The following is a 25,597-nucleotide window of genomic DNA, read 5'->3' on the forward strand; positions in this document are numbered from 1 at the left end:
CTTATTTTTTAAGTAAGGTGAACAAGGTGATGCCCAATGTTACGACGGAAATGACAGTCGAATATGGGAAGGTGGAGAAGCCCCATTGCTTGATTTTCAGCGGCTCCACATAGATTACATCGTTAGGTTTCAAATAATAATAAGGTGAGGAAAGTATGTCGGCTTGCCCTAAGTCGACGGATACGATTTCGGATCCTGTATCGGTTTGGCGGATGATTTTCACTTCGTCGTTTTTCGCAAACGTGGTGACGTTGCCTGCCATCGACAAGGCCTCAAACAGGTTGATTTGCGATTGGTAGACTTTATACATGCCCGGACGGTTCACTTCGCCCGTAACGGTCAGGTTGAAGTTGGCCATCTTCACAATCAGCATGGTCTCGTTGATGTATTGGTTGATGGCGGTCTGCAACTTGTTCTTGGCATCTTCGACAGTCATGTTCTTCACTTCCACTTGGCCGACCAGAGGCATTTCGATGCAGCCGCTTTCGTCGATGGTATAGCATGAAAGGTAAACGCTGGCATCGTTCGACATTGTATTGCTGCGGTATCCGCTTTCGCCGTTGAACATAACGGCGCTTCTTTCGTCAACCACGTTGATGGCACGGATGTAGAGGTTGTCGCCGGGTTGCAGCTTGTAGTCGACTGAACGGTCGTTCACATAATTCTGCGAGAGGCTTTCATTTTGCATTTTGGCATCCTTGAGGAAGAGCATTTTCTTCTGCGGGACGCACGATGAAAAGACAATGGCCATGACAATGACCAGAATCAAAGGCTTGTGCATGTTGAATTTTTTCATATCAATCAGTTATTGTAAAGTTTCAGACTTCTGATGCCCTCGATAGGAGTGATGGGCATCCTGTATTCGATTTGGAATTTATATTTTCCTGGGTCAGTGAGCATCAAAGCGTTGTTGATGGGCAGGTTGAACGTGTAGCATCCGTCAACGAGTTCGGAGTTCCAGTTGCCTTGGCTGTCTTTCAGGGCGAACTTGTAGGCCTTGCTGCGGTAAGGGTTGCCGTAGGCATCGAAAACCGAGAAAACCATCGAAAAATCATTGTATCGGTAGGTTTCGGTGAAACTGATGTCCATCGACAAATCGTAAGTGGTTTCACCTTCGATTTCGATGTCGTTTGTCACGAAATCAAAACGCTCCCAACTGTCGTTCAAGAATGACCTTGAAAGCAGGTCGTTGCTTTCCTTTGCCGGGTTGCTGCAGCTGCAAAGAATGAAAGCGAAAAAAGCAAATGATAAAAACTTAATGTACTTCATATACCTATATTAATTTTGCAAAAATACGAAATTTCCCTATAATAGCAATTAAAAACAATGAAAATTTGGTAATCCGTGATGAAAGGGGTTGTTGAATTCGGATTCTTGCAAGAAATCAGTGATTGTCGATGAGTTGCGTTTGTTCAGAATCCAATGGAATACAGCTTTGTAGAATTGATGCCGAGAAATTCCGCTTAAAAGTAACCGCTCAAAACTAAACATCAATTTGATTTTGAGATGTCTCTCGCATCCTCTTGATATCGATGTTTCTTGCCCAATATGTAAAAACTGATTTTGTTCACCTGCTTAAATTATTGTAAATCAAAAATGTGTGTTGTGCTTATGCCGTCGGGTGTTTCCATGAAACAAGTGCTTTCATGTTGTCACCAAATAAAATTCATCGTGCCAAAATGTCTTTTTTTCCGAAAGGAGGATAGTCAGCGAACATTATCCTGCTGATAGTCAAATCATAAAAACTTATCAACAGCCATTGTTGATAACTTGTTGCCCAAAAACAGCTTTTTTTGCTCCCGATATGGTCTTTGTTTGCTAATTTAGCAACCCGAAACGGGAAGGAAAATCTCGCTTCATTTTTGTTTGTAAAAATCTAATTTTCAACATAATGAAAGCAAACCATACTCAAGTCGACAATGAGCTTGACCTATTTAACATGATGCAAGACGCTGATAATAAATCAGATAGCGAAGACAATCATGCTAAAATGGTGAATTACAGAAGCAATACTACTTTTGACGAAGAAAAGCTTGGTCAACAGGAGGACGTGCAACTTGTTGAAAAAGAAATTGCTGACGACGCAACAACCGAAACTGCGCCGAAAGCGGAAGAAAGAACCGAAATGGAATACACGATTTATCCCGCCGACCAAGTGAAGGCTGCAGCCAAGGAATATTTCCATGGCGACGCTTTGGCTGGCGACGTATGGGCCAACAAATATGCTTTGAAAGACAGCGATGGCAACATTTATGAGCTGACCCCTGACGAGATGCATCATCGTATTGCGCGCGAAATCGCCCGCATCGAGAAAAACTATCCGAACCCTATGCGCGAAGAGGAAATCTACGAAGTGCTGAAGGATTTCCGTTACATTGTGCCGCAAGGCAGCCCAATGGCTGGCATTGGCAACAATTTCCAGATTTCATCCTTGTCCAACTGCTTTGTAATCGGCAACAAAGGCTGTTCCGATTCCTACGGCGGCATCATGAAAATCGACCAGGAGCAGGTGCAGCTGATGAAACGCCGCGGCGGTGTCGGCCACGATTTGTCGCACATCCGTCCGACGGGCAGCCCCGTCAAGAACTGCGCCCTGACCTCAACCGGCGTGGTGCCTTTCATGGAACGTTATTCCAACTCCACCAAGGAAGTGGCACAGGATGGCCGTCGTGGTGCCCTTATGATGAGCATCAGCATCAAGCACCCCGATTCGGAGGCTTTCATCGATGCCAAGATGACGCAAGGCAAAATCACCAATGCCAACGTTTCGGTCCGCATCACCGATGAGTTCATGCAGTGCGTCCGCGAAGACAAACCTTTCGTGCAGCAATATCCTATCGATTCGAATACACCTTTATATAAAAAGGAAATCAACGCCCGCCAGTTGTGGAACAAAATCATCCACAACGCCTGGCAGTCGGCTGAGCCTGGCGTGCTGTTTTGGGACACCATCACACGCGAATCCATTCCGGATTGCTATGCCGATTTGGGCTTCAAGACCTTGAGCACCAACCCTTGCGGCGAAATCCCGCTTTGCGCATACGACAGCTGCCGCTTGCTCGCCATCAACCTTTACAGTTATGTCGAAAAGCCGTTTACGCCGGAGGCCCGTTTCAATTTCCAGCTTTTCACCAAGCACGTGGCCATCGCCCAACGCATGATGGACGATATCGTCGACCTCGAAATCGAAAAGGTGGATGCCATTCTGAATAAAATCAACTCCGACCCTGAAGATGCCGAAGTGAAACGCATCGAGACCAACCTTTGGAAAAACATCAAGGAAAAGTGTCTGCAAGGTCGCCGCACGGGTATCGGAATCACCGCCGAAGGCGACATGCTGGCCGCTCTTGGCAAACGCTATGCTTCCGATGAAGCCATCACTTTCTCGACTGAGGTCCAGAAACTTTTGGCTTACAATGCATACCGTTCATCGGTCACTTTGGCCGAGGAAAGAGGCGCATTCCAAATCTATGATGCCCATCGCGAAGAAAAGAATCCTTTCATCAACCGCTTGCGCGCTTTGGACGAAGACCTCTATCAGAAGATGCGCCGCGTAGGCCGCCGCAACATCGCCATGCTGACCATTGCCCCAACGGGTTCCGTCAGTCTCTGCACCCAGACCACTTCGGGCATCGAACCGGTCTTCATGGTGGCTTACAAGCGTCGCCGCAAAGTCAATCCGAGCGACAAGGATGTGAAAATCGCATTCACCGATGCCATGGGCAATTCGTTTGAAGAATACAACGTGTTCCATCACAAATTCCTCACTTGGCTTGAAGTGAACGGCTACAACGTTGAGGAAGTGATGAACTATGATGACGAAAAACTGAACGAAATCATAGCGAAGTCACCTTATTACAAAGCCACATCGAACGACATCGACTGGGTGAGCAAGGTGAAAATGCAGGGTAGTATGCAGAAATGGGTCGACCATTCCATCAGCGTCACCGTCAACGTGCCGAAGGAGACCACCGAAGAACTGGTGAGCCAGATTTACCAGACGGCATGGGAAAGCGGCTGCAAAGGCATGACGATTTATCGTGACGGCTCCCGCGACGGCGTCTTGATTTCAAAGGATGAAAAGAAAGAAAACAAGGCACAAACCGGCAATGGTAAACGTCCTGACGACATCAAGGAAACCACAGCACCACAGCGTCCGAAAGAACTGGTGTGCGACGTGGTGCGTTTCCTCAACAACAATGAAAAATGGATTGCCTTCGTGGGCATTCTTCATAACAGACCTTACGAAATCTTCCTCGGCAAGGCTGAAGACTTCTACCTGCCGCCTTACGTCGAGAAGGGTATCATTATCAAGGAAAAAGCGCAAGGCAAACCTTCGCGTTACGATTTCCAATATCTCGACAAGGACGGCTACGAAGTCATCATGAAAGGCCTTTCGCGCTCGTTCAACAAGGAATATTGGAACTATGCCAAGCTCATTTCGGGCATCTTGCGCCACGGTATGCCGATTCATTATGTCATCGAACTGGTGCAGAACCTCAACGTTGAGGAAGACAACATCAACACTTGGAAGAACGGCATCGCCCGCGCCCTGAAGCGCTATGTGGCCGATGGCACCAAGGTGGTTGGCAAGGTTTGTCCGAGCTGCGGTCAGAACAGCATCATCTATCAGGATGGCTGCATGCTCTGCACCAACTGCGGCCACTCGAAATGTGGCTGATAATCAATCAGAAACTTTTGGAAACAACAGTTGTTTTTTTATCTTCATAATGGTGGCCGCCGGCGAAAGTCGGCGGCTTTTTTCATTGCTTCATTTCCTGATAATCCGGCAGATGATCCATGATTTGTAGGGCATTATCCTGCACTTTGAAGCAAAAACAATCCTGACCATTGAAAAGCAAAAGAAAACGCGGCTGCAAGGCCGAATAATAGCACACAGCCTGGTCGAGGGTCTTTTGCGTGATTTTCACGTTTTTAGCCTTACACTCCACAATCATCAGCGGCTGCATGTCGTTGCTGAAAACCACGGCATCGCAACGCTTATCCAGACCGTTTACCTGAATGGAATACTCCACTGCCAGCAAACCTGCCGGAACCGAAAGGTTTTCCACCAAATAATGCAGGATCTGCTGCCTCACTTCCTCTTCGGGCGTCAAGGCAACATACTTTTTCCGCAAAGGGTCAAAAACGAGCGTCCTTTCGTTTTCCGTCTTGGTCTTATACCATTGAAGTTGGGGCATGGGAAATCTGTATTAAAACTGTGCAAAAATAACAATAATGGCGAAATACTCTTATTTTTGCAGCAACAATCAGTTTCATCACATGAAAAAATCCATTCTTATCGCCACGGCCATTTTGCTTTCCTGCTTGGGATGCCAAAGGAATAACGGCACATTGACAGGCACTTGGAAAGCCGAAAAGGTTGCCGTCGACTTCGATGAACGGCTCAGCACACCCGAAATCGTGAAACAGACCGGCATCATCGAAAAGGAAAACCTGCTCATCATTGCAGCCGATTCCACGCTGACTTTCATCAGCCAAGGCGACACGATAAAGGGGAAATTCTCCGTCGAAGGCGCACAAATCCTGCTCAATGGCAAAGCTTTCGGCACCATCACCGAAAACGGCATCACCACTGCGGAGGCCTCGCCTTTTGGCAAAATCACTGTTGATTACCGGAAGATTCAGTGAACTTCAGGCTGTAAAGAATAGCTTCAAGCTGCAACATCTGGTCGCGCTTTTTCTGGTTCGGCTCGTAATAGTAGCCTTCCACCGTGACCAAATTGTTCGTGTTCGGATTCACAAAGGAATACGACACGAAAGGTCCGCCCATGAAATCGTTTTCAACGCACCACATGCCACGCAGCTCAAGGGCATAATCGGTCGGGAAATCGGAGGCGTATGTCAGCATTGGCGGGACAAATTCGGTTTCCGTCTTCATGTATGAACCTTCCAATGGGCCAGGAATATGCTGTTTTAACATGCGGTCGCGGAAAGCCACGAGGCTCTCCTTGCTGAATTGAGCCGTATCCAAATAAGGTGTCTGATAAATCAAGATGCAGGCGCTCGAGCGTTCCAGTTCCTTGCGGATCCACATGAAATCGGTTTCATCCTTGCCGATATAGAAGCCTTGCGGAACCGTCAGCGTGAAGCCGAATTTCTTGCCAATGGCGTTCACCACATCATTATCTACCGACGGACGGAACACATTCATGATGCGTGTGCGTTCCACTTGGTCGAACCATAGTTTGAAGGTTTCCTTCTGGCTTTCAAACTGTTCCACCCATGCCGTGCGGCTTGGTGCCGCGATTTTCACATAACGTTGCGGAGCCGCCCATAAGTCAGCCGCCGTTTCGGTGACGGCCTTTTCCATTTCAGGATTGATTTCAACTTCAATAATGCATTTATGCTTCTTGAACATATCGGAAAAACCTGACACGTTGACATGAGCTAAATCGTTCATCGATTCAGGCTGTGGCAAGCCGTACTGATAATCAAGAAAATAATAGCGGATGCTATCGCCAATCATGCCGTTCCACTGTTCGTCATTCTGCGTGACGATAAGGATTTCGGAAGTGCCGCCCGCCGAGCGGTCCTTACGGCTTGTCTGTTGCTTTTCTTCGCAAGAAGTGACGGCAAAAGCCAAAAGCAAAGCCGCCAATACCATAATGTTCCTTTTCATATTCGATTTATTAATTAGTTGTCAGTTGTCAGTTATCGGTTGTCAGTTATCAGTTGTCGGTTATCAGTTATCAGTTATCAGTTGTCGGTTAACCATTCACCATTTTCACCTTTTCACTTTAACACTTTAACACTTTCCACTTTTCACCATTCACCTTTCCACTTTATCACTTTAACACTTTCCACTTTATCACTTTTTAATCTTCAATTTCTGTCCGGCCTGAATGTTGTTGCCCTTAATGCCGTTCCATTTCTTCAGTTCATTGACCGTACAATGGTTCTTTTTGGCAATGGAGCTTAAGGTTTCGCCTTTCTTCACTACATGGGTCTTGGGCTTCGATGAGCTTGATGATGCCGATTCGTCCGTTCCCTTACCTGTACTCTTTCCAACTTGAGCCATAGGAGCACCCGAAGTGTAAATCACGAGTTTTTGTCCGGCGGAAATGACGTCTTTTTTCAGGTTGTTCCATTTCTTGATGTTGCTGACCGAGACATGATATTTGTTGGCAATTCTTCCTAAACTCTCGCCTTTTTTCACTGTGTGTGTGATGCTCTCGCTCACCTCCTTGACCTTTTCCTCGACAATTTCCTCGCGCACTTCAGCTTTCGACTTGTGGCTGTAAATGCTGTCCTCCAATTGAACGAAAAGCAAGGTGTATTTCGTCGGGAGGCGCAATGAATAAGTGTTGGTTCTCGTGGCAGGAATAATGTTTTTCGTGTATTGTGGATTGAAAAACTTTACATCTTCTGATGCTACGCCAAGCATTTCGTTCAGCTGGTCGAAAGTGAGGTAATCGTGAACTGTCACGGTGTCGGTGCCGTGCAAAAGCAAGCCCGGATTCTGCGGATAAATATTGTGTTCGGTGGCGTAATTCATCACGTATGCCACGGCGATGAAAGCTGGCACGTAGCCGCGCGTTTCCTTGGGCAGATAAGGCCAGATGGCCCAGTAATTCTGAACGCCACGGGCTTTCATGATGGCTTTGTTCACATTGCCCGGACCGCAGTTGTAGGCCGCCAGAACCAGAAACCAGTCTTCATAACGTGCGTAAAGGCTCTGCAGATACTGGCAGGCAGCCTCGGTCTCTTTCAAAGGGTCGAATCGTTCATCAACCAAAGTGTTGACTTTCAGATTGTAATCCTTTCCTGTGCCCAACATGAACTGCCACAAGCCTTTGGCACCGGCTTTAGAGCCTGCCGTCGGGTTTAGGGCTGATTCAACCATGGCCAAGTATTTCAGTTCGAGGGGAAGATTGTACTTGTCGAGCATTTCCTCAAACATCGGGAAATAGACGTATGACAATCCTAACATCTTGCTTGACTGCTGGCGCAAGCGGTTGGCATACAGGTCGATAAACGATTTGACATGCTTGTTATAGGTGAAAGGAATCGTTGATTCGTGCGCCAAGGCCTCGATGCGTTTCATGTAAATGCTGTCGTCGAAATACGGAATATAGTTTTTGTCGTAACGGTAAATGTTCATTTTCGCCGTGTCTATATCAAGGTAAACATCGCGGAAATAACTGATATTACTCACCATTTCAAGCATTTCCATCACCGCTGATTCATCAACGATGGCTTTGCCCGAATTCAAATCCTCGATTTCTTGTTCATTCAAATAATTAAGGCTGTCCGGATCGACCGACTGGGCCGAAAGCACGGAAGCGACACAAAGCAAAAATCCAATTAACAGCAGTTTACACTTCATAAAGGCAATGTTTTATGAGTTTTCGAAACGATTTATAAATGGCAAAAGTAATAAAAATCCCAATTTCAGCAGGCAAATATGCTGCAAATTGGCAAAAAAGTCATCAGTAGTTCTTCATCCTGCTGGCATCGAATTTCACGAAAATGGCCAGCATGATGGTAAATGCCATCAGGCTTGAGCCGCCGTAGCTGAGGAAGGGTAGGGGAATGCCGATGACGGGCATCAGGCCGATGGTCATACCTATATTAATAGCGAAATGCACGAAAATGATGCCGGCAATGCTGTAGCCGTAAATCCTTCCGAAATCGGAGCGTTGCCGTTCGGCCAAATAAATGATCCGTACCAAAAGTGCGACATAAAGCAGCACCACGACCAAGGTTCCCTTGAAACCGCCTTCTTCGCCTACCGTGCAGAAAATGAAGTCGGTATGCTGTTCGGGAACGAAATCGTATTTGGTTTGCGTGCCTTCAAGAAAACCTTTGCCCATCAGTCCGCCCGAACCGATGGCAATCTTCGACTGATGCACATTGTAGCCCGCACCTTTCAGGTCTTCCTTCATGCCAAGCAAAACCTCGATACGGGTGCGCTGATGGTCTTGCAAGACCTCGAAAAAGGCGAAGTTGACCGAAAAGACAAAAACGAAAAGACAAGCATAAATGGCGATGGCCTGCAAGATGCCGCGTTTTTTCGAAATCAGGCGGAACAGAATGGTTAGCACCAAAAGAGAGCCTAAAATGATGTACATCACTTTTTGTCCCCAAAGCAAGGTGAAAATGAACAGCAAGACCGCTGCCACGCCGAGCAGCATGATCATTCCGGCAAACGGAAAGCCTTCGCGGTACAAAACCAAAATGAACGAAACGAACACGATGGCCGAACCTGTATCGTTTTGCAGCAAGACCAAAGCCATCGGAATGAAGATGACGAGATAGACCAAAAAGCGGGTCTTTGGCTTCCTCAAATCGGCATCCAAGCGGCTCAGCACGCTCGAAAGCGCCAAAGCCGTGCCCAATTTCGCAAACTCGGAAGGCTGGAACTTGATGCCGCCGCCCAAATCGATCCACGAAGTGGCGCCTTTGGTGGCCTTGCCGTAGACCAATACAGCGACCAAGGCGAACATCACCGCTATGTAGATGAAAATGGAAAATCCGGTAAAGACTTTTGCATCGAGAAGCAGGACCAAAAAGCCTAAAAACAAGGCAATGCCAATCCAAATCAACTGCTTGCCATACACTTGCGACATATCGAAAATGCTTGGGTGCAGTTCATCATATTTCGCTGAAAAAATGCTAAACCAACCAATCAGGACCAAGGCCAGGTAAATCAGCACCGTGACCCAGTCGATTTTTCCTATTATGCTGTTTCTGTCGTCGTTCATCTCTCGTTCTTATAATTGATTACACCTTCCATCATGCGTTGTTCGAGGTCGGGACGTGTAGTCTCGCCTGTGAGGTATTTCTCTATCATCAGGCTGGCGATAGGAGCCGCCCAAGTGGCACCGTAACCGCCGTTTTCGATGATGACCGCCAAGGCGATTTTCGGATTGCTCATCGGCGCAAAGGCCACGAAATTAGAGTGATAGTTGCCGTGCGGATTTTGCGCGGTTCCCGTCTTGCCGCATTGCTCCAAAGCAGGCACCTCGAAGCGTCGCGCTGTACCCGCCGGACCCGAAAACACGGTGCGCATTCCTGCCTTGATGACTTTATAATGCCGTGCCTCGACGCCAGTTTCAACCTTTGTAGTCATCACCTCGGGAATGGCTGTGGTGTCGCCGAAACACTTGATGAGATGCGGCGGATAATAGTAGCCTTCGTTGGCAACGGTGGCTGCAATGTTGGCCAGTTGCAAAGGCGTGAGTAATACTTCGCCCTGACCGATGCCCAATGAGCGGATTGTCACTGAATTCCATTGCCCGTTGTACATCTTGTCGTAGTATTCGCGCGATGGGATGTTGCCCGAAAGTTCGTAAGGAATATCCGTGTCGAACTTATGCCCCAGCCCCATTTTGTAGGTCATGTCTTTCCAATATTGATAGCCGTTCTTAATGTTGCCGAACTTCGGATTGTTGATGGTTGCCTTGAACGATTCGTAGAAATAAGGGTTGCACGAATTCATGATGGCATTGGCGAAATCGGGCGAGCCGCCGTGATGGTGGGTGCATTTGATAGGCAACGAACCCGGTCCGCTGCAATGGAACTGCGTTGCCGGCGTGATGCTGCCGCTTTGCAAGGCAATCAGGCCGATGACGGTCTTGAAGGTGGAACCAGGAGGATAAGTTCCGTTGATGGCACGGTTCAGCAAAGGCTTCATCGGGTCTTCCTGCAAGGCCTTGTAGTTTGCGCCACGTTCACGGCCAACCAAAAGATTCGGGTCATAGGTCGGACTGGAAACGAAGGCAAGTATCTGACCCGTAGAAGGTTCAATGGCCACGATGGAGCCGATTTTTCCGTGCATCAGTTTTTCGCCGTAGGCCTGCAGTTCGGCATCCATGCCTAAATAAATATCCTTGCCCGCCACAGGGTCCTCATCCATTTCGCCATCCATGAAACTGCCCATTTCGCGGTTATGGACATCCACCATGACCACTTTCAGCCCCTTTTCGCCACGAAGTTCTTTCTCATACGATTTTTCCAAGCCCGACTTGCCCACATAGTCGCCCATTTTGTAATATGGGTCGGCATCGAGCTGTGCCTGCCCAACTTCGCCGATGTCGCCCAAAGTGTGGGCAGCAATCGAATTGGGATAATGGCGCAAGGTTCGGGTCTGAAAATAAAAGCCCGGAAACTTATAGAGCACCTCGGCCACATGCGAATAATCCTCCTTGGAAATCTGCGACAGGAAAACCGACGATTTCAGCAAGGAATAGTTCCTGGCTTTCGTAATGCGCTCGATATACGATTCCTTGCTGATGCTCAAAAGGCGGCAGAAGTACATGGTGTCGATGTCCTTGACTTGCTTCGGCACAACGAGCAAGTCGTAGACCGCTTCGTTATAAACCAGAAGTTCACCGTTTCGGTCAAACACTTTGCCGCGTGCCGGATACTGCGTCACAAAGCGCAAGGCGTTGTTGTCGGCCAGCTGCTTGTAGTGCCTGTCTAAGACTTGCAGTGAAAACAACTTGATGATATAAACCACGCCAACGGCAATGAAAATGCCCATGACGAGAATGTGTCTGTTACTCAGATTTTTATTTCCTGTTCCCATAACCAATTTTGGAAAGTGCAAAGGTAGTATGAAAAAATCAGATAGCAAGTTGTGCTATGAGTTTTTTTTGGGGGGACGATAATTCAAAAGCTGAATGAAAAGTTTTGTACTTTTGCCGCCCGAAATTAATTATCAACTTAAAAACAAAAACAGACATGCGTAAATTATTATTATGCGCGATGGCCGTCCTCGCATTAGTGACGGCAGGTTGCAAGAAAGACAAAGAAACGCAACCACAAGAACAAGAAGAATACTTACATTACGTTTTGGAATCCACAGTGCAGAAACTCGAAGGCCACGATTACATTGATGGCAGCATTTACTCACATGACCTTGATAGTATTTGGTACGACTGTGAAATCATCATCAAAGACTCCACGATTGCCGTAAAGGACAAAGAGGAAAGAATGCTTGCCATAATCAATTCATTTGCCCAAAAGTTTAGCAATGGATTTTTACACGGCGATCTCATCTTCAAAAAACTTAATGAAAACGATGTCGTAGAAAAAACAGAAACCATAAAAGTCACGTTGCAACAGAACACATATAAATATCTGTCGGATCTTAGGGGAGAAGATTCAACACATTTTAGAAGAGAGTTGATAGATGTCGTTGAAAGGTTAGACGGAATTGCTGATTTAACTGATAATGTTGTAATTGATTCCGTCAATTCGCTTATGGACAAGTATGCAAATTGGAATCTTTTCGGGAGCATTGCTGTCAGCAAGTCAAACGACTACGGCAAGACCTTTACCGAAGTGAAGACATGGACAATTGAAGCCAAAAAGCAATATCGTCTGGAACGTCGGGAACCAGCATTCGTTTATGGCTTCAACAGAATCAACAAGGCTTTCAATGAGGCAACAACAGGAATGGCCGCCAAGACTTTTGCCACTGACGAAGAAGCCCTGAAATATGCCGAGGATTCAATTGTAAATGTTTATAATAACCGCTGTATCAATACCAGTTGCAATCTGATGGTTTCAACAGATGGCTTCCTTACTTCAACTAAAGTCGGCTCATGCAGAGTAAACCCTGCTCCATTAATGAGAGGCTGTCATATTAAAAACGGCATCAATTATGAGAATCTGAGATCAGCCCTTTACGAAAAGATGGTTGAAATTGAAGCCCAAAGAATATGCTATGCCGACGACGCGACCGAGATGGTGGAAATACTGAAAGCGGTTTGCAGAGAGTATCCTGAAGCGAGTGGCACCCTGCAAATTCTCATTTCAACGGATGCCATCGATTCAGAAGTAGAGCAAGAATTCGAACTGCCAATCCAATAATTGCATGCAAGAGTTTGGTTAGGTCGGTTTTACAAGACTTATTGCGAACAGGCATTTCACAGAGAAAGTAGAGACGAAACCAACCGTCTCTACTTTTTTCATATATCTCATTTTCTTCTTTGCTATTTCCCACCAAAAGCATACCTTTGCAATAGAATTTGTTGCTGTAACGGCAATGATTATCATCGGAATGTAATCTATAATGAAATGATATGAAACAAAATGGGAAAGAAAAGCCAATCAGACATTTCTTGATTGGAATGGGAACGATTCTGGTGAGCACAGCTGTTGCCAATTTGCTATGTGGTTTGGCTTTTGGCAAGGATAAGTTGTTCGATTGGACGCAATTCACCTTCACTGTCTTTCTGTACATGCTCGTTATGGCAGCTTATTTTATTGGCCGCTTGATTGCCTACAAGACCAATATGTTCAAAAATGCAAAGGATAGGGACAATGTGCTAATATGCGTGTTTGTGGTTTTAGCGATTGTCTTTATCGTACTTGCCATTGCCCTGATTTGAATTATATGTGTCTGGAAGGAGAATTGGCAATGAATTCAATTTCGCAATTCTCCATACGTTTTTCACTTCCGTCACCTATGTATGCGTCATAAAACCATCCAAATCGAAACAGCCCCTTAAAATCTCATTTTCTTCTTTGCTATTTCCCACGAAAAGCATACCTTTGCAAGCAAATTTCCAAGTAGGAATTTAGAAAATGATGGCAAATGTTATCTTGACATGAAATCTTTCTCAAAAATCATTGTGTCGTTGGCTTGCCTGTCGTGCCTTAATGGCTGCTTCGTCAATATTGTTGGCCATAAGATGCATTTTGAACGGGATTTGAGCCTGGAAGAACAACAGAAAGTGGTTTGGACAACGGAAGACAAATCGATTTGCGACCTTGAGAACGACAGTCTTGTGTATGCGGTTAGCGGAGAACAACTGAAAAACTGCATCACGCAATACGACAAGGTGCTTGTCTATTACTGGGATCCGCATTGCTCGGCTGATGCTTGCCATCCTTTGAGTGCGATGCAGTATTTTTGCGATGAGCACGGCATGGAGTTTTTCGTGGTAACGGAATACTTTTGGGATTGCTTCTCGCAAATCGGAAGCCTGAAGTCGCATCCCTTGCTTGTGGCCAACGAGCGTTATTACGGCACCGACAAGTGCAGCGAGCTTCATGAATTGTTTTTCGCCGACCTCATCGGAAAGGAAAACTACGAGAGAAACGCAGCAATCAACTGGTACAGGTATATCTATTTCGAGCATGGCGATTTCGTGAAATATGTCAACGATCCGTTTGTGGAATTCTAAGGCCTGAAAATTCGTTTTCGGGAAGCGAAGGAACTATTGTTTTTTGTCGTACTTTTGCATTTTCTTACATGATGTTAGGAATAGGGAAATATGCATATTATGAAAAATACTACCAACATCTCAATTCGTAACGCTTATCTGGCTTTGCTCAGGGCTTCGCTTTGGGATGAACTCCCCGTGGTGGATGGGCGAGTGGATTGGGAGAACGTGTTTAGCGTGGCTGAGAAGCAGTCAACCCTCGCTATGATTTGTCAGTCGGCTATGCAGATGGAAGGTGTCAATGCGCCTTCGCCTGAAATGCGATTGTCATTGCTCAGCATCATGGGACAAAACAGCAGTCAGTTCACTCGTTTGAACGAAACAATGAAACGGGCTGTCGGATTATTGCGTGCCCGCGGCATTGAACCGGTTCTGCTTAAAGGTAGCGGTTTGGCACTCAACTATCCTTTTCCTGAATTTCGGCAGTGTGGCGATATCGATTTGTATGTGGGTGAGAAGAATTATCACGAAGGCTGTGCCGCCATGCGCGAGATGACCGATTTCTGGAACTGGGGCATGGAGAACGAAAAGCAGATGCATTATAATATTGAGAAGGGCGACCTTATCATTGAACTGCATCGGGTGAGCGCCATTTTGCACGATGCCAAAGATAATGCTTTCTATCGCGAGATTGAGCGGAAAGGCTTGTCGGAAAATCTGCATCGTGTTGATTTCGATGGCACTTATGTCAGTTTGCCATCCGACACGTTCAATGCGTTCTATGTGTTTCGCCATGCTTGGCATCATTTTTTGGAAACAGGCGTGGGCTTCCGTCAGCTCTGCGACTGGACGCTGCTGCTTCATTCGTTTTATGGAGTTTTGGATTTGGATGAGCTGAAATCCTATCTCGAAAATCTTGACCTGATGAAGCCTTGGAAGACTTTCGGCTGCATAGCTGTATCCGCTTTGGGCTTGCCAAAGGAAGAGATGCCGTTTTTCGACCCTTCGTTTGAGAAAAAAGCCTTAAAGGTGCTGGAGTATGTGTGGAAGGAAGGTAATTTCGCAGGTGCATGGAACCCATCGGAAAAAATCAAGGTGAATGTCTTTACCCGTGTGAAAAACGGCTTGCGCGTCGTTTTTTCTGATTCCGAAAAATTGTGTTGCGTCTCTTTCGGACTGGCCTGTCGCGAAGCCGCCAAGAAATTCCGTTTCTATCTGCGCAAGCTGCCAAAATATTTGAAGGGGAAACTTTAAAGATTTGATTAATAGGTATAAGTAAGTGGGCAAAATTAGTTTACATATTGAAAACGAGACATCGAGGTCACGGGAATACGAGGATACAAGGCATCCCGCAGCCTCGCAGTCTCGAAATCCTGTGCCCATTTATTGTAGTATAATTTTAAACAGTTACTTATGAGAATAATTGAAGGATTGAGATTGCGTCCTTTGGGAAAGCAATACATTATCATGGCCGAAAGCGTAAAACAAGTGGATTTTAACCGAATGGTCTCGATGAACGCAACGGCAGCCTTCCTCTTTCAGGAAGTACAGGATTGTGAGTTCTCTACCGAGACTTTGACGGAACTCCTGATGAACGAGTGCGAAATTGGCAGGGAACAGGCAGCCCACGATGCGGCTGTCACCATCGATGAATGGAAACAGGCTGGCATCATCGCTGACGAGTGATTTTTTTCTCTCTACATGGCAAGCGGCGGCAGACACGGCATTCTAATAGCTTACAGTAGCCACCGCCGCTGTTTGCATTATGATTTCGCTCCATTCCCGCAAGCGAAGCGCAGCGGAATCTAAATATTTTTTCCATCATATCAATTAATTCCTTACCTTTGCACCCCAAATACAAAACCTGCAAATGCGACATGACGAATAATTGCCTGATTTCCAAAAACGGATATAACTTGATGAATATCAAGCATTTGCAGCATATATATATATATATATATCACTGATACTCAATGTTTTACGGAAAGCCGTAGGCTTTTCCAATTGTCTTACATAGCGAAGCTGTGCGCCTTTGCGTATGGCTTTTTTGCGTCTATGTACCGCAGCCTCGCAGTCAAACAGTCAAGGCGTCAACAGATAAACGAATAAACGAACTAACAGTTCAACATACAATTAACCTATTCATTAACAAACTTTTAATCACTATGAAAGTAGAAAACAAAATCGCCCTTCGCGGGCAAGTGTACGCAGCTCCCAAGACGGAGAGCGTCGAAATCATCAACCAAGGCGTGCTTTGCGCATCGGGCGGCGGAGCCAAAGGCTTCGGCCTCGGCGTAGGTTCTGGCGGCCTCTAATGTGCCTTGACACTATTCAACAACTCAACAATTAAACAACTCAACAACTCAACACTTTAATCACGATGAAAAAAGTAACTTTGATTTTATCAGCATTGGCACTGGTGCTCGGACTTTCACAGTGCAAGAAGCAGGAAGAACCCGTGCAGAGCGGCGAGAAGCAGCACGTCGTGCTGACGGCCAACAACGGCAACGACGGCTCGAAAGTAAGCGGCGCATTTGCATCGGCAGCCCTGAACCTCACATGGGATGGCAATGAAAGCATTACCGTTTCGGGCGGCGCATCAGGTACGCTTACCTACAAAAGCGGCGTTGGAACCCCAAATGCTACCTTTGAAGGCGACATTACGAAAGGTAGCGGCGACGTCGTGTTCACGATAGGCAGCGCTCCTTCAAGTTATGCAAATCAGACAGGTGCCGCCGATGGCTGTGCAGCTTGGATAAAGGGAAACAACCATTTTGTAGGCACGTCACAGTGGCAGGACGACGGTAACTACAACGTGACCATGGAACTCCAATACGCCGTGCTGAAGCTCGACGTGAGCGCATTGGGAACAACAGGCGCAATGACCATAGCCGCCAATGGAGCAACCGTTGCATCGGTGACAGACGTTGCATCATCAGAAGGTAAGGCCGTGTTCGTGGCAGTTCCGGCAAACGAAACCTCAACGGAATACACCATCACCTGCAACGGCAAGACCGCCACGAAGACCTGGAAGCTTGAAAAGAACGTCTTCTACACGAAAGCAGGTGCCGAAGGAGCTGGAACCGGCGATGCCATTGTGATTGAACCGACCACACCGAAGTTCACCGTCGGCATGGATGGCGACAAACCGATAACCGTCGAGTTCGCGCCGGGCAACCTGTACTGGGACGGCAGCTCATGGCAGTTCGAGGCCAACCAGTGGGACTTCCGCACGTACGAAGGCAAGAACAGCTGCATCGCCGGCAGCGTGACGACAGACGGCACTCCTGCCGGCCACTGGGGTCTGTTCGGGTGGAGTGGCAGCACGGGTTCTGCCACCTACGGCATGAGCACCTCGCAGGGCAACAGTGACTATTCCGGCGACTTCAAGGACTGGGGCGGCCTTGCCATAGGCGACTATGCGGCTAATACTTGGCACACGCTCAGCAATGCGGAATGGGACTACCTTTTGTACACCCGCGACGATGCGTCAAGCCTGTGGGCTTTGGTGACCCTTTCGGACGTCAGTGTGTCGGGCCTCGTGATCCTTCCCGACGGCTCGTCTGCCACTGCCTCCGATATCACTACGCGGTCAGCTTTAGCGGATGCTGGCGCTGTCTTCCTCCCCGCCGCAGGCGGCCGCGTCGGGCCGTTCGTGCACGATGTCGGCTCGTTCGGCAGCTACTGGTCGGGTACTCCCGGCGGGGGCTACGAGGACGACGAGGGCTACGAGGGCTACGCGTACAGCGTGTACTTCAGTTCGGGCTACGCGGCCGTGTACGGCGACGCTCGGATCAACGGCTTCGCCGTTCGCCTCGTGCGTTAGTCGCCCGTTTGCACACTTACCCTTCACGCGCCGCAGAGGAGCGACGCAATAACTCAAAGTCAAGGTCTCACTTCGTTTTCGGGGTGAGGCCTTTTTTGTCTCCACTTTTTGTCTCCAAGTATCTCGCGTATCTTTATACAATGATACTTGCGATACGCGTGATACGTGGAGGAAGAAAATTTACTCGGGAAATTTACTCGGGAAATTTACTCCCAATTTACTCTCTCCATTTCGTCACGGAGAGGCGGAATCTAATGGTTTCCGCAAGCAATGCGAGCGGAATAAAAGCAGACAAGGCTGTGTTTGTAACAATAATCGCATCTGCTTGATACATAGCTCATCCAATTCCTTAGATTGGACGAGCATTGGGCGAACATTGGTCAAGCATTGGACGAAGTAGGGAGTTGGTACGGAGCGGGAACGGAGTTGTTTGCCTCCATGTATCTCGCGAATCATTTTATTCCATAGATAGCACTTGCGATATGTGGCAATTTGTGATTTCGGAAAAATTATCGGAATAACTTCGGAAAAAGTATCGAAAAAACGTCTTTCTTGATTTTTACACCTTTTATTTTGTCTATTTGCAGCGAAAAGCCTATCTTTGCCGCCAAATTCCTAAGTAGGAATTGCGATATATAAAAAAGAAATGGACAGCAACTGATAAATAGTGAGTTGCGTGATTTGCGGTCGAAAATTTCGACCACAAACGTGTCAAGAAAGATAAATTATCAATTAAACAACTAATTCTCAAATATTTAAATAATTATGGCAGAAAAAAAATTCATGACTTGTGACGGTAACTGCGCTGCTGCGCACGTCGCATACATGTTTAGCGAAGTCGCCGCCATCTATCCTATCACGCCTTCATCACCAATGGCCGAGTACATTGACGAATGGAGCGCAGGCGGCAGAAAAAACATCTTCAACGAGAATGTTCGCGTTGTCGAAATGCAGGCTGAAAGCGGCGCTGCTGGCGCTGTCCACGGCTCATTGCAAGCCGGTGCCCTCACAAGCACCTTCACAGCATCACAAGGTCTCTTGCTGATGATCCCTAACATGTACAAAATCGCCGGCGAATTGCTCCCGGGCGTTTTCCATGTTTCGGCCCGTGCATTGGCAGCTCAGGCTTTGTCAATCTTCGGTGACCACGCCGACGTCATGGCTTGCCGTCAGACCGGTTTCGCCATGCTGGCTACCAGCTCAGTCCAGGAAATCATGGACTTGGCTCCAGTCGCTCACCTCGCAGCCATCGAAGGCCGCGTGCCTTTCCTGCACTTCTTCGACGGTTTCCGTACCTCACACGAAATCCAGAAAGTTGAAGCCACCGACCAGGACGAAGTCGCTAAGCTCGTCAACTGGGAAGCCTTGAACGAATATCGCAAGCGTGCCCTGAATCCTGAACACCCTGTAACACGCGGTACTGCTCAGAATCCTGACATCTACTTCCAGACACGCGAAGCACAGAACTCATACTACGATGCTATTCCTGACATCGTTGCCAAGTACATGAAGGAAATGAGCAAGATCACGGGCCGTGAATATGCTCCTTTCTGCTACTATGGTGCTCCGGATGCTGAAAACATCATCATCTCCATCGGTTCAATCAACGATGTGGTTCGCACTGTTGTTGACAAGTTGAACGCCGAAGGCAAGAAGGTCGGTATGGTCAACGTACACCTCTATCGTCCATTCAGCGTGAAGTATCTGTTTGACGTTCTTCCTAAGACCGTCAAGAAGATTACGGTCCTCGACCGTACCAAGGAACCAGGTGCAAACGGCGATCCTCTCTATCTGGATGTCGTCGAAGCCTTCAAGAACTGCCCGAACAAGCCTGTCATCGTTGGCGGCCGTTACGGTCTCTCTTCAAAGGACACCACTCCTGCTCACATCCTCTCAGTGTTCCAGAACATGGAAGCTGCCGAGCCAAAGAACCAGTTCACTGTCGGTATCGTCGATGACGTTACCTTCAAGTCGCTGCCTATCCTTCCTGAGTTCTCAATCCTTCCAAAGGGAACCTTCGAGGCTAAGTTCTACGGCCTTGGCGCTGACGGTACTGTGGGTGCTAACAAGAACTCCATCAAGATCATTGGTGACAACACCAACAAATACAGCCAGGCTTATTTCGACTACGACTCGAAGAAATCAGGCGGTTACACCTGCTCACACCTTCGTTTCGGTGACCAGCCTATTCTGGCTCCTTACCTCGTCGGTACTCCTGACTTCGTCGCTGTTCACGTTCCTTCATACCTCAGCAAGTATGACTGCCTGAGAGGTCTGAAAGACAATGGCACATTCCTTTACAACTCACCATGGAGCGTTGAGGAAACCAAGAACAACCTGCCTGATTTCGTGAAGAAGTATCTCGCCCTCCACAAGATCAACATGTACATCATCGATGCTACTAAGATTGCTGCTGAAATCGGCCTTGGCAACCGCACCAACACCATCCTCCAAAGCGCATTCTTCAAGATTTCTGGCGTTATTCCTTACGACCTCGCCGTTGAACAGATGAAGAAGTTCATCGTGAAGAGCTATGGCAAGAAGGGTGAAGACATCGTCAACATGAACTATGCAGCCGTTGACCGTGGCGGTGAAATCGTGAAGGTTGAAATCCCTGCTGAATGGGCTGAACTGCCTTGCAGCACCGACTTCGTCTTCCAGCACAGCGCTAACGATCCTGACTTTATTAATAAGGTGATGCGTCCGATGGTCGCTCAGTGCGGTAACGACCTGCCTGTGAGCGCCTTCAAGGAAATCATCGATGGCACATTCCCTGCTGGCACCACCGCTTACGAAAAGCGTGGCGTCGCCACCGTGGTTCCTGAATGGAATCCTGCCAACTGCATCCAGTGCAACCAGTGCTCACTGATTTGCCCTCACGCAGCTATCCGTCCAGTGGTTATGACCGATGCTGAAATGGCAGCAGCTCCTGCTGGCATGAAGGCAGCCGACATGAAGATGCCTAAGGAATTGGCAGGCATGCACTTCCGTATGCAGGTTTCAGTCCTCGACTGCACAGGTTGCGGCAACTGCGCCGACATCTGCCCTGCCAAGGAAAAGGCATTGGTGATGAAACCTCTCGAAAGCCAGATGGCTGAAGTAGAGAACTGGGAATATGGCCAGAAGAAAGTCACCTACAAGGATAACATGATTGACAAGTTCGCCAACGTGAAGAACAGCCAGTTCGCTCAGCCTCTGTTTGAGTTCTCAGGCGCTTGCGCTGGTTGCGGTGAAACACCTTACATCAAGTGCCTCACCCAGTTGTTCGGCGAAAGAATGATGATTGCCAACGCAACAGGTTGCTCATCAATCTACGGCGGTTCAGCTCCTGCAACTCCATACTGCAAGAACAACAGAAGCGGTAAGGGTGTGGCTTGGGCTAACTCACTGTTCGAAGACAATGCTGAATTCGGCCTCGGTATGGCTACCGCTACCCGCAAGATGCGCGACCGCGTTGAACGCATCATGAAGGAAGCCATCGCCAACTGCCAGTGCTGCTCAGCAGAACTGAAGGCTATGTTCCAGGAATGGATTGACAACCGCGAAGACGGCGTCAAGACTATGGAACTGGCTCCTAAGATTGTTGCTGCTTGCGAAGCTTGCAGCTGCGACTACTGCAAACAAATCATCGACCTCAAGGATCACCTCACCAAGAAGAGCCAGTGGATCTTCGGCGGTGACGGTTGGGCTTACGATATCGGCTTCGGCGGCTTAGACCACGTTTTGGCTTCTGGCGAAGATGTCAACGTTCTCGTCGTCGATACTGAAGTGTATTCAAATACTGGCGGTCAGTCATCAAAGGCTACTCCAGCTGGTGCTGTCGCTAAGTTTGCCGCTTCAGGTAAGAAGGTTCGCAAGAAAGACCTCGGCATGATTGCCAAGAGCTACGGTTACGTCTATGTGGCACAAGTCGCTATGGGCGCTTCACAGGCTCAGTACTTCAAGGTAATCAAGGAAGCTGAAGCTTACCACGGACCATCATTGATCATTTGCTACGCACCTTGCATCAACCACGGCATTAAGATTGGCATGGGCCACTCACAACTCGAAGAGAAGCTCGCCGTCGAATGTGGTTACTGGCATCTGTGGCACTTCAACCCAGAAGAGGAAGAAGCTGGCCAGAACGGCTTCCACCTCGACAGCAAGGAACCAGACTGGAGCAAGTTCCAGCAGTTCATCATGGGTGAAGTCCGTTACAACTCACTGCTGAAGACCTTCCCGGAAGAAGCCAAGGAACTCTTCGCCAAGACCGAACAGTTTGCTAAGCTCCGCTACGAAGGCTACAAGAAGCTGAGCGAATAATTTTGAATTATTAACTCCAAGAGGGTGCTTATGCACCCTCTTTTTTCATATTAATTTGACATCATTATTTTCAAAGAATTTTTGTGAATTTTTAGTGGACACTAATGACTATGACAAAAAAATCAATTTTCATTTCTCCAGTGCTATGTGTTGCGCTTTGTGTATTTGCCGGATGTAAATCTGCAGAAAATGTTGACCTCAGCAAGGCCATTGACCTTGAGCACCATTTCATTCATCCTGACTACATAGATTATGTGAAATCCAGAACGGAATATCCATATTATAAGGAAGGGTTAGGTATCTGCTATTCCGGAACCTCATTCATTCCTATTGATATTCCTCAAAGCTTCAATCAATCGGACCTTGCAAAGGGTCGGAAATTGGTAGATATCGTTACAGACCTTGATGACATCAGGATTGCCGAACTGGATGATGCCGGTGTAAGTACTGCTGTACTTTCTGCCGGTCAAGGCATTGAAGAACTTCCGCGTGAGGAGGCCGTCAGATTGGCTAGAGCGACCAATGATGCTGTAGCCGCTGCAATCAAACGTCATCCGGGCCGTTATCAGGGGTCAATCTGTCTTCCGGCCTTATATGTCGAAGAGTCTGTTGCAGAACTGGAAAGGGCCGTCAAAGAACTCGGTCTCAAATACTGGCACACTCACTCGAATTACGGTGGGCATTACCTTTTCGAGGAACAGTTCGAACCAATTCTTGCCAAATGTGCAGAATTGGGAGTCCCGTTCTATCTTCACCCGCAGTACCCTTCAACTCCATATCTGAACAGTTTCGGAATGAATATAGGAGGAGCGGGATTAGGATTCGGCGTTGACGTGACAAGAACCGCCACACTTCTGATTATGAATGGAATATTTGACAAATATCCTAATCTTGTGATGATTCTGGGCCACATGGCCGAATTCTTCCCTTATTGTCTGACAAGGATGGATGATAGGTTCGGCAACGCAAAAGAAACGGGAATGGACCCTTATGACAAGAGCAAACAGTCATTCACATACTATTTTCAGCATAACATAATGATGACTACCAGCGGAATATTCGATCCGAGTGTGGTTATGTTCGCCATCAACAAAATAGGTATTGACCATATTATGCTGGGTACCGATTTCCCTTACGAGAACTTCAGGGATGCTGTCAAATTTGTCAAGGACCTACCAATCAGCGATGAGGACAAGGCCAAGATTCTTTACAAGAATGCCGAGACCTATATCCTGAAGTAAGTTTTTTCATTCCGAATTGATAGGAGACTGTAATTTAAATAATTTAGACTCTGTTTGATTCGTCACAGAAGGAATTTTCCTTGAAGAATAGATGGTGACTAAGAAGTCCAAATAGACTCACTGCTGAAGACCTTCCCGGAAGAAGCTAAGTAACTCTTCGCCAAGACCGAACAGTTTGCTAAGCTCCGCTACGAAGGCTACAAGGAGCTGAGCGAAAACAAGTAATTTGCCTGAGCAAATAAAATGGGAAATCCGCCTTGCGAAAGTGAGGCGGATTTTTTTGTGTGGCGAGATTTGAAAATAAGTGTTATTTTTGCAGCGATTAGAATAAACTAACGATGGAAAACATAGAGAACATATCAACATTATATTCAATAGGACATGGGAATAAGGCATTTGATGAGTTCGAAAAAGAACTTAAATCATTTAATATTCAATATCTTATAGATGTAAGATCTAAACCGTATTCCAAGTGGAATCCTTCGTTTAATCAGGATATGCTGAAGTTTCTTCTTCAGGAGAAAGGTTATGTCTATGTTTATATGGGAGATTCGATTGGAGGTATGCCTAGTGATACCTCATGCTATACAGATGGTCATATTGATTATGCAAAAGTGAAAGAAAAAGATTTTTTTAAGGCGGGGTTAATGAGGTTGCTGACTGCCGAGGAAAAAGGGTTAAGAGTTGCCATTATGTGTAGCGAATCCGAGCCAGGAAAATGCCATCGCAGTAAACTAATTGGACAGGAATTGCTGAAGTATGGGATTTCTCTAAATCATATTGTGGGCGTTGAGAAAATACAATCGCAAGAAACAGTTATGGCAATTTTGACAAAAGGACTTGGCACTTTAACATTGTTTGGTGAAGAAACATTTGTATCAGAAAAAGCATATTTGTGATGAAAATATATACAATCGGAGTCTATGGCTCAACAGAACAGCAGTTCTTCGACAAGTTAAGTAAAAATAATATTGATACGTTCTGTGATATTCGTCAGCGTCGAGGAGTCCGAGGAAGCGAATACGCATTTGTGAATAGCAAGTATTTACAAGCGAAACTCGCAGAAATGGATATAAGATACGGTCATATTATTGATTTAGCACCAACATCAGAAATACGAGAGAAACAGAAAGCTGTAGATCTTGCGAATGGAGAACGCAAACGTGACAGGACACAACTTGGTAGCACTTTTATTAGAGAATATAAGAAACACATCGAAGACTATAATTTTGATGCTCTGGTGTCATATCTGGATGAAATAGGGGCAAGTCAGGTTGTTTTCTTTTGTGTTGAACAGTATGCAAGTGCGTGTCATCGTTCTATCGTCGCGGAAGAACTCAAACAACGCTATAATTTTGAAATAGAACATTTATGATATGAGTAAAGTATTAATTGTTTCAAAGACCAAGATGGCAAACGATAATGTTTGTGTTGGAGGTGTTGATATTGAGAATGAACGTTCAGTTCGTTTGCTGGATGAAAATGGGTATCATGAATTACGAGATGAATGCCCGTACGAAATTTGGGATGTTTGGGAAACTGATTATTGTTCGTCAAATCAACGACCGGCACCTCATGTCGAAGATGTAAATGTGTTATGCAGAAACAAACTTGGCGTTCTGAAAAATGAGTTAAGGAATGTAACAGAATTTGCAAAACTTTTACGTCAATTTAAAGTACCTGTGTTTTCCGGAACTATCCGAAATTGTTTTGAAGGTAAACTAAAATGTACACAATACGGCACGTTGTATATTAATGACGAAGATGTACCTGATTATAGTACATGTTTTTGGATTTGCGATAGACAGTTGAAACGCAATGATTTTAAAGGGAAAGTGCGTTTTAATTATAACGATGGTTCAAGACAGTACGGATATAACGTATCTTATGTCGGATTAGCAGATGCTCAGAATATTATTCGTTCAGAATCTTTGATAAGGTTATCACTAGTACTTTGTAATATCTAAATATTGCATAAAACAAAGAATAATCGTATCTTTGCCGCGTCACATACAACACGATACGATTATGCCTATCCAGAAGTACGAGGTAAGTCTGTCTGCAACGGAGCGCAAGCAACTTACCAA

21 protein-coding genes are annotated in these 25,597 nt (G+C 46.6%); 14 read left to right on the forward strand and 7 right to left on the reverse strand.

Annotation, left to right across the window (positions count from 1 at the left end; genetic code table 11):
* Position 1 precedes the first annotated feature (1 nt).
* Positions 2 to 796 (reverse strand): polysaccharide biosynthesis/export family protein, encoded by a 795-nt coding sequence (locus AC06MN_RS14130; RefSeq protein ID WP_475673017.1) that lies wholly within the window; start codon positions 794 to 796, stop codon positions 2 to 4.
* A gap of 5 nt (positions 797 to 801) precedes the next feature.
* On the reverse strand, positions 802 to 1,269 hold the full coding sequence (locus AC06MN_RS14135) for a gliding motility lipoprotein GldH family protein (RefSeq protein WP_475673018.1): 468 nt from the start codon (positions 1,267 to 1,269) through the stop codon (positions 802 to 804).
* A gap of 856 nt (positions 1,270 to 2,125) precedes the next feature.
* Between AC06MN_RS14135 and AC06MN_RS14140 the strand changes: the two genes are divergently transcribed.
* Entirely contained in the window at positions 2,126 to 4,681 is a 2,556-nt protein-coding gene (locus AC06MN_RS14140; protein WP_475673037.1) for an adenosylcobalamin-dependent ribonucleoside-diphosphate reductase, read from the forward strand.
* A gap of 82 nt (positions 4,682 to 4,763) precedes the next feature.
* On the opposite strand, the gene AC06MN_RS14145 is transcribed toward AC06MN_RS14140, so the two are convergent.
* The gene (locus tag AC06MN_RS14145) at positions 4,764 to 5,201 is read right to left on the reverse strand and encodes a type I restriction enzyme HsdR N-terminal domain-containing protein (RefSeq protein WP_475673019.1); all 438 of its coding nucleotides are present in this window, start codon (positions 5,199 to 5,201) and stop codon (positions 4,764 to 4,766) included.
* A gap of 82 nt (positions 5,202 to 5,283) precedes the next feature.
* Between AC06MN_RS14145 and AC06MN_RS14150 the strand changes: the two genes are divergently transcribed.
* A complete protein-coding gene (locus AC06MN_RS14150; protein ID WP_475673020.1) occupies positions 5,284 to 5,652 on the forward strand; it encodes a hypothetical protein in 369 nt (122 codons plus the stop codon).
* On the opposite strand, the gene AC06MN_RS14155 is transcribed toward AC06MN_RS14150, so the two are convergent.
* From AC06MN_RS14155 to mrdA, 4 genes are all read right to left on the reverse strand, one after another.
* Positions 5,624 to 6,643, reverse strand: a complete 1,020-nt coding sequence (locus AC06MN_RS14155; RefSeq protein ID WP_475673021.1) for a DUF4837 family protein — start codon at positions 6,641 to 6,643, stop codon at positions 5,624 to 5,626. The genes AC06MN_RS14150 and AC06MN_RS14155 overlap by 29 nt on opposite strands.
* Before the next feature lie 189 nt (positions 6,644 to 6,832).
* A complete protein-coding gene (locus AC06MN_RS14160) occupies positions 6,833 to 8,350 on the reverse strand; it encodes a lytic transglycosylase domain-containing protein (protein ID WP_475673022.1) in 1,518 nt (505 codons plus the stop codon).
* A 103-nt stretch (positions 8,351 to 8,453) separates the two neighbouring features.
* Positions 8,454 to 9,728, reverse strand: coding sequence for a rod shape-determining protein RodA (gene rodA / locus AC06MN_RS14165; protein ID WP_475673023.1), 1,275 nt, complete (start codon positions 9,726 to 9,728; stop codon positions 8,454 to 8,456).
* Positions 9,725 to 11,554 (reverse strand): penicillin-binding protein 2, encoded by a 1,830-nt coding sequence (gene mrdA, locus AC06MN_RS14170; RefSeq protein ID WP_475673024.1) that lies wholly within the window; start codon positions 11,552 to 11,554, stop codon positions 9,725 to 9,727. The genes rodA and mrdA overlap by 4 nt, the downstream gene beginning before the upstream one ends.
* Before the next feature lie 155 nt (positions 11,555 to 11,709).
* On the opposite strand from mrdA, the gene AC06MN_RS14175 reads away from it, so the two are divergent.
* The 12 genes from AC06MN_RS14175 to AC06MN_RS14230 all read left to right on the forward strand — a co-directional run bounded on the left by AC06MN_RS14175 (position 11,710) and on the right by AC06MN_RS14230 (position 25,477).
* Positions 11,710 to 12,843, forward strand: a complete 1,134-nt coding sequence (locus tag AC06MN_RS14175) for a hypothetical protein (protein WP_475673025.1) — start codon at positions 11,710 to 11,712, stop codon at positions 12,841 to 12,843.
* Between the two features lie 212 nt (positions 12,844 to 13,055).
* The gene (locus tag AC06MN_RS14180; protein ID WP_475673026.1) at positions 13,056 to 13,364 is read left to right on the forward strand and encodes a hypothetical protein; all 309 of its coding nucleotides are present in this window, start codon (positions 13,056 to 13,058) and stop codon (positions 13,362 to 13,364) included.
* A gap of 219 nt (positions 13,365 to 13,583) precedes the next feature.
* Positions 13,584 to 14,162, forward strand: coding sequence for a hypothetical protein (locus tag AC06MN_RS14185; protein ID WP_475673027.1), 579 nt, complete (start codon positions 13,584 to 13,586; stop codon positions 14,160 to 14,162).
* Between the two features lie 99 nt (positions 14,163 to 14,261).
* The gene (locus tag AC06MN_RS14190; RefSeq protein WP_475673028.1) at positions 14,262 to 15,395 is read left to right on the forward strand and encodes a nucleotidyltransferase domain-containing protein; all 1,134 of its coding nucleotides are present in this window, start codon (positions 14,262 to 14,264) and stop codon (positions 15,393 to 15,395) included.
* A gap of 159 nt (positions 15,396 to 15,554) precedes the next feature.
* Positions 15,555 to 15,827: a PqqD family protein gene (locus AC06MN_RS14195; protein ID WP_475673029.1), complete on the forward strand. Its 273-nt coding sequence runs from the start codon at positions 15,555 to 15,557 to the stop codon at positions 15,825 to 15,827.
* A gap of 479 nt (positions 15,828 to 16,306) precedes the next feature.
* A complete protein-coding gene (locus tag AC06MN_RS14200) occupies positions 16,307 to 16,456 on the forward strand; it encodes a hypothetical protein (RefSeq protein ID WP_475673030.1) in 150 nt (49 codons plus the stop codon).
* A gap of 65 nt (positions 16,457 to 16,521) precedes the next feature.
* The gene (locus AC06MN_RS14205; RefSeq protein ID WP_475673031.1) at positions 16,522 to 17,967 is read left to right on the forward strand and encodes an Lcl C-terminal domain-containing protein; all 1,446 of its coding nucleotides are present in this window, start codon (positions 16,522 to 16,524) and stop codon (positions 17,965 to 17,967) included.
* A gap of 765 nt (positions 17,968 to 18,732) precedes the next feature.
* Positions 18,733 to 22,269, forward strand: a complete 3,537-nt coding sequence (nifJ, locus tag AC06MN_RS14210) for a pyruvate:ferredoxin (flavodoxin) oxidoreductase (RefSeq protein WP_475673032.1) — start codon at positions 18,733 to 18,735, stop codon at positions 22,267 to 22,269.
* Between the two features lie 110 nt (positions 22,270 to 22,379).
* The gene (locus AC06MN_RS14215) at positions 22,380 to 23,510 is read left to right on the forward strand and encodes an amidohydrolase family protein (RefSeq protein ID WP_475673033.1); all 1,131 of its coding nucleotides are present in this window, start codon (positions 22,380 to 22,382) and stop codon (positions 23,508 to 23,510) included.
* A 338-nt stretch (positions 23,511 to 23,848) separates the two neighbouring features.
* Positions 23,849 to 24,409, forward strand: a complete 561-nt coding sequence (locus AC06MN_RS14220) for a DUF488 domain-containing protein (protein ID WP_475673034.1) — start codon at positions 23,849 to 23,851, stop codon at positions 24,407 to 24,409.
* The gene (locus AC06MN_RS14225; RefSeq protein WP_475673035.1) at positions 24,409 to 24,885 is read left to right on the forward strand and encodes a DUF488 domain-containing protein; all 477 of its coding nucleotides are present in this window, start codon (positions 24,409 to 24,411) and stop codon (positions 24,883 to 24,885) included. The genes AC06MN_RS14220 and AC06MN_RS14225 overlap by 1 nt, the downstream gene beginning before the upstream one ends.
* 1 nt (position 24,886) lies before the next feature.
* The gene (locus AC06MN_RS14230; RefSeq protein WP_475673036.1) at positions 24,887 to 25,477 is read left to right on the forward strand and encodes a dual OB domain-containing protein; all 591 of its coding nucleotides are present in this window, start codon (positions 24,887 to 24,889) and stop codon (positions 25,475 to 25,477) included.
* Positions 25,478 to 25,597: the final 120 nt, after the last annotated feature.

The organism is Candidatus Limimorpha sp., from assembly GCF_056203535.1.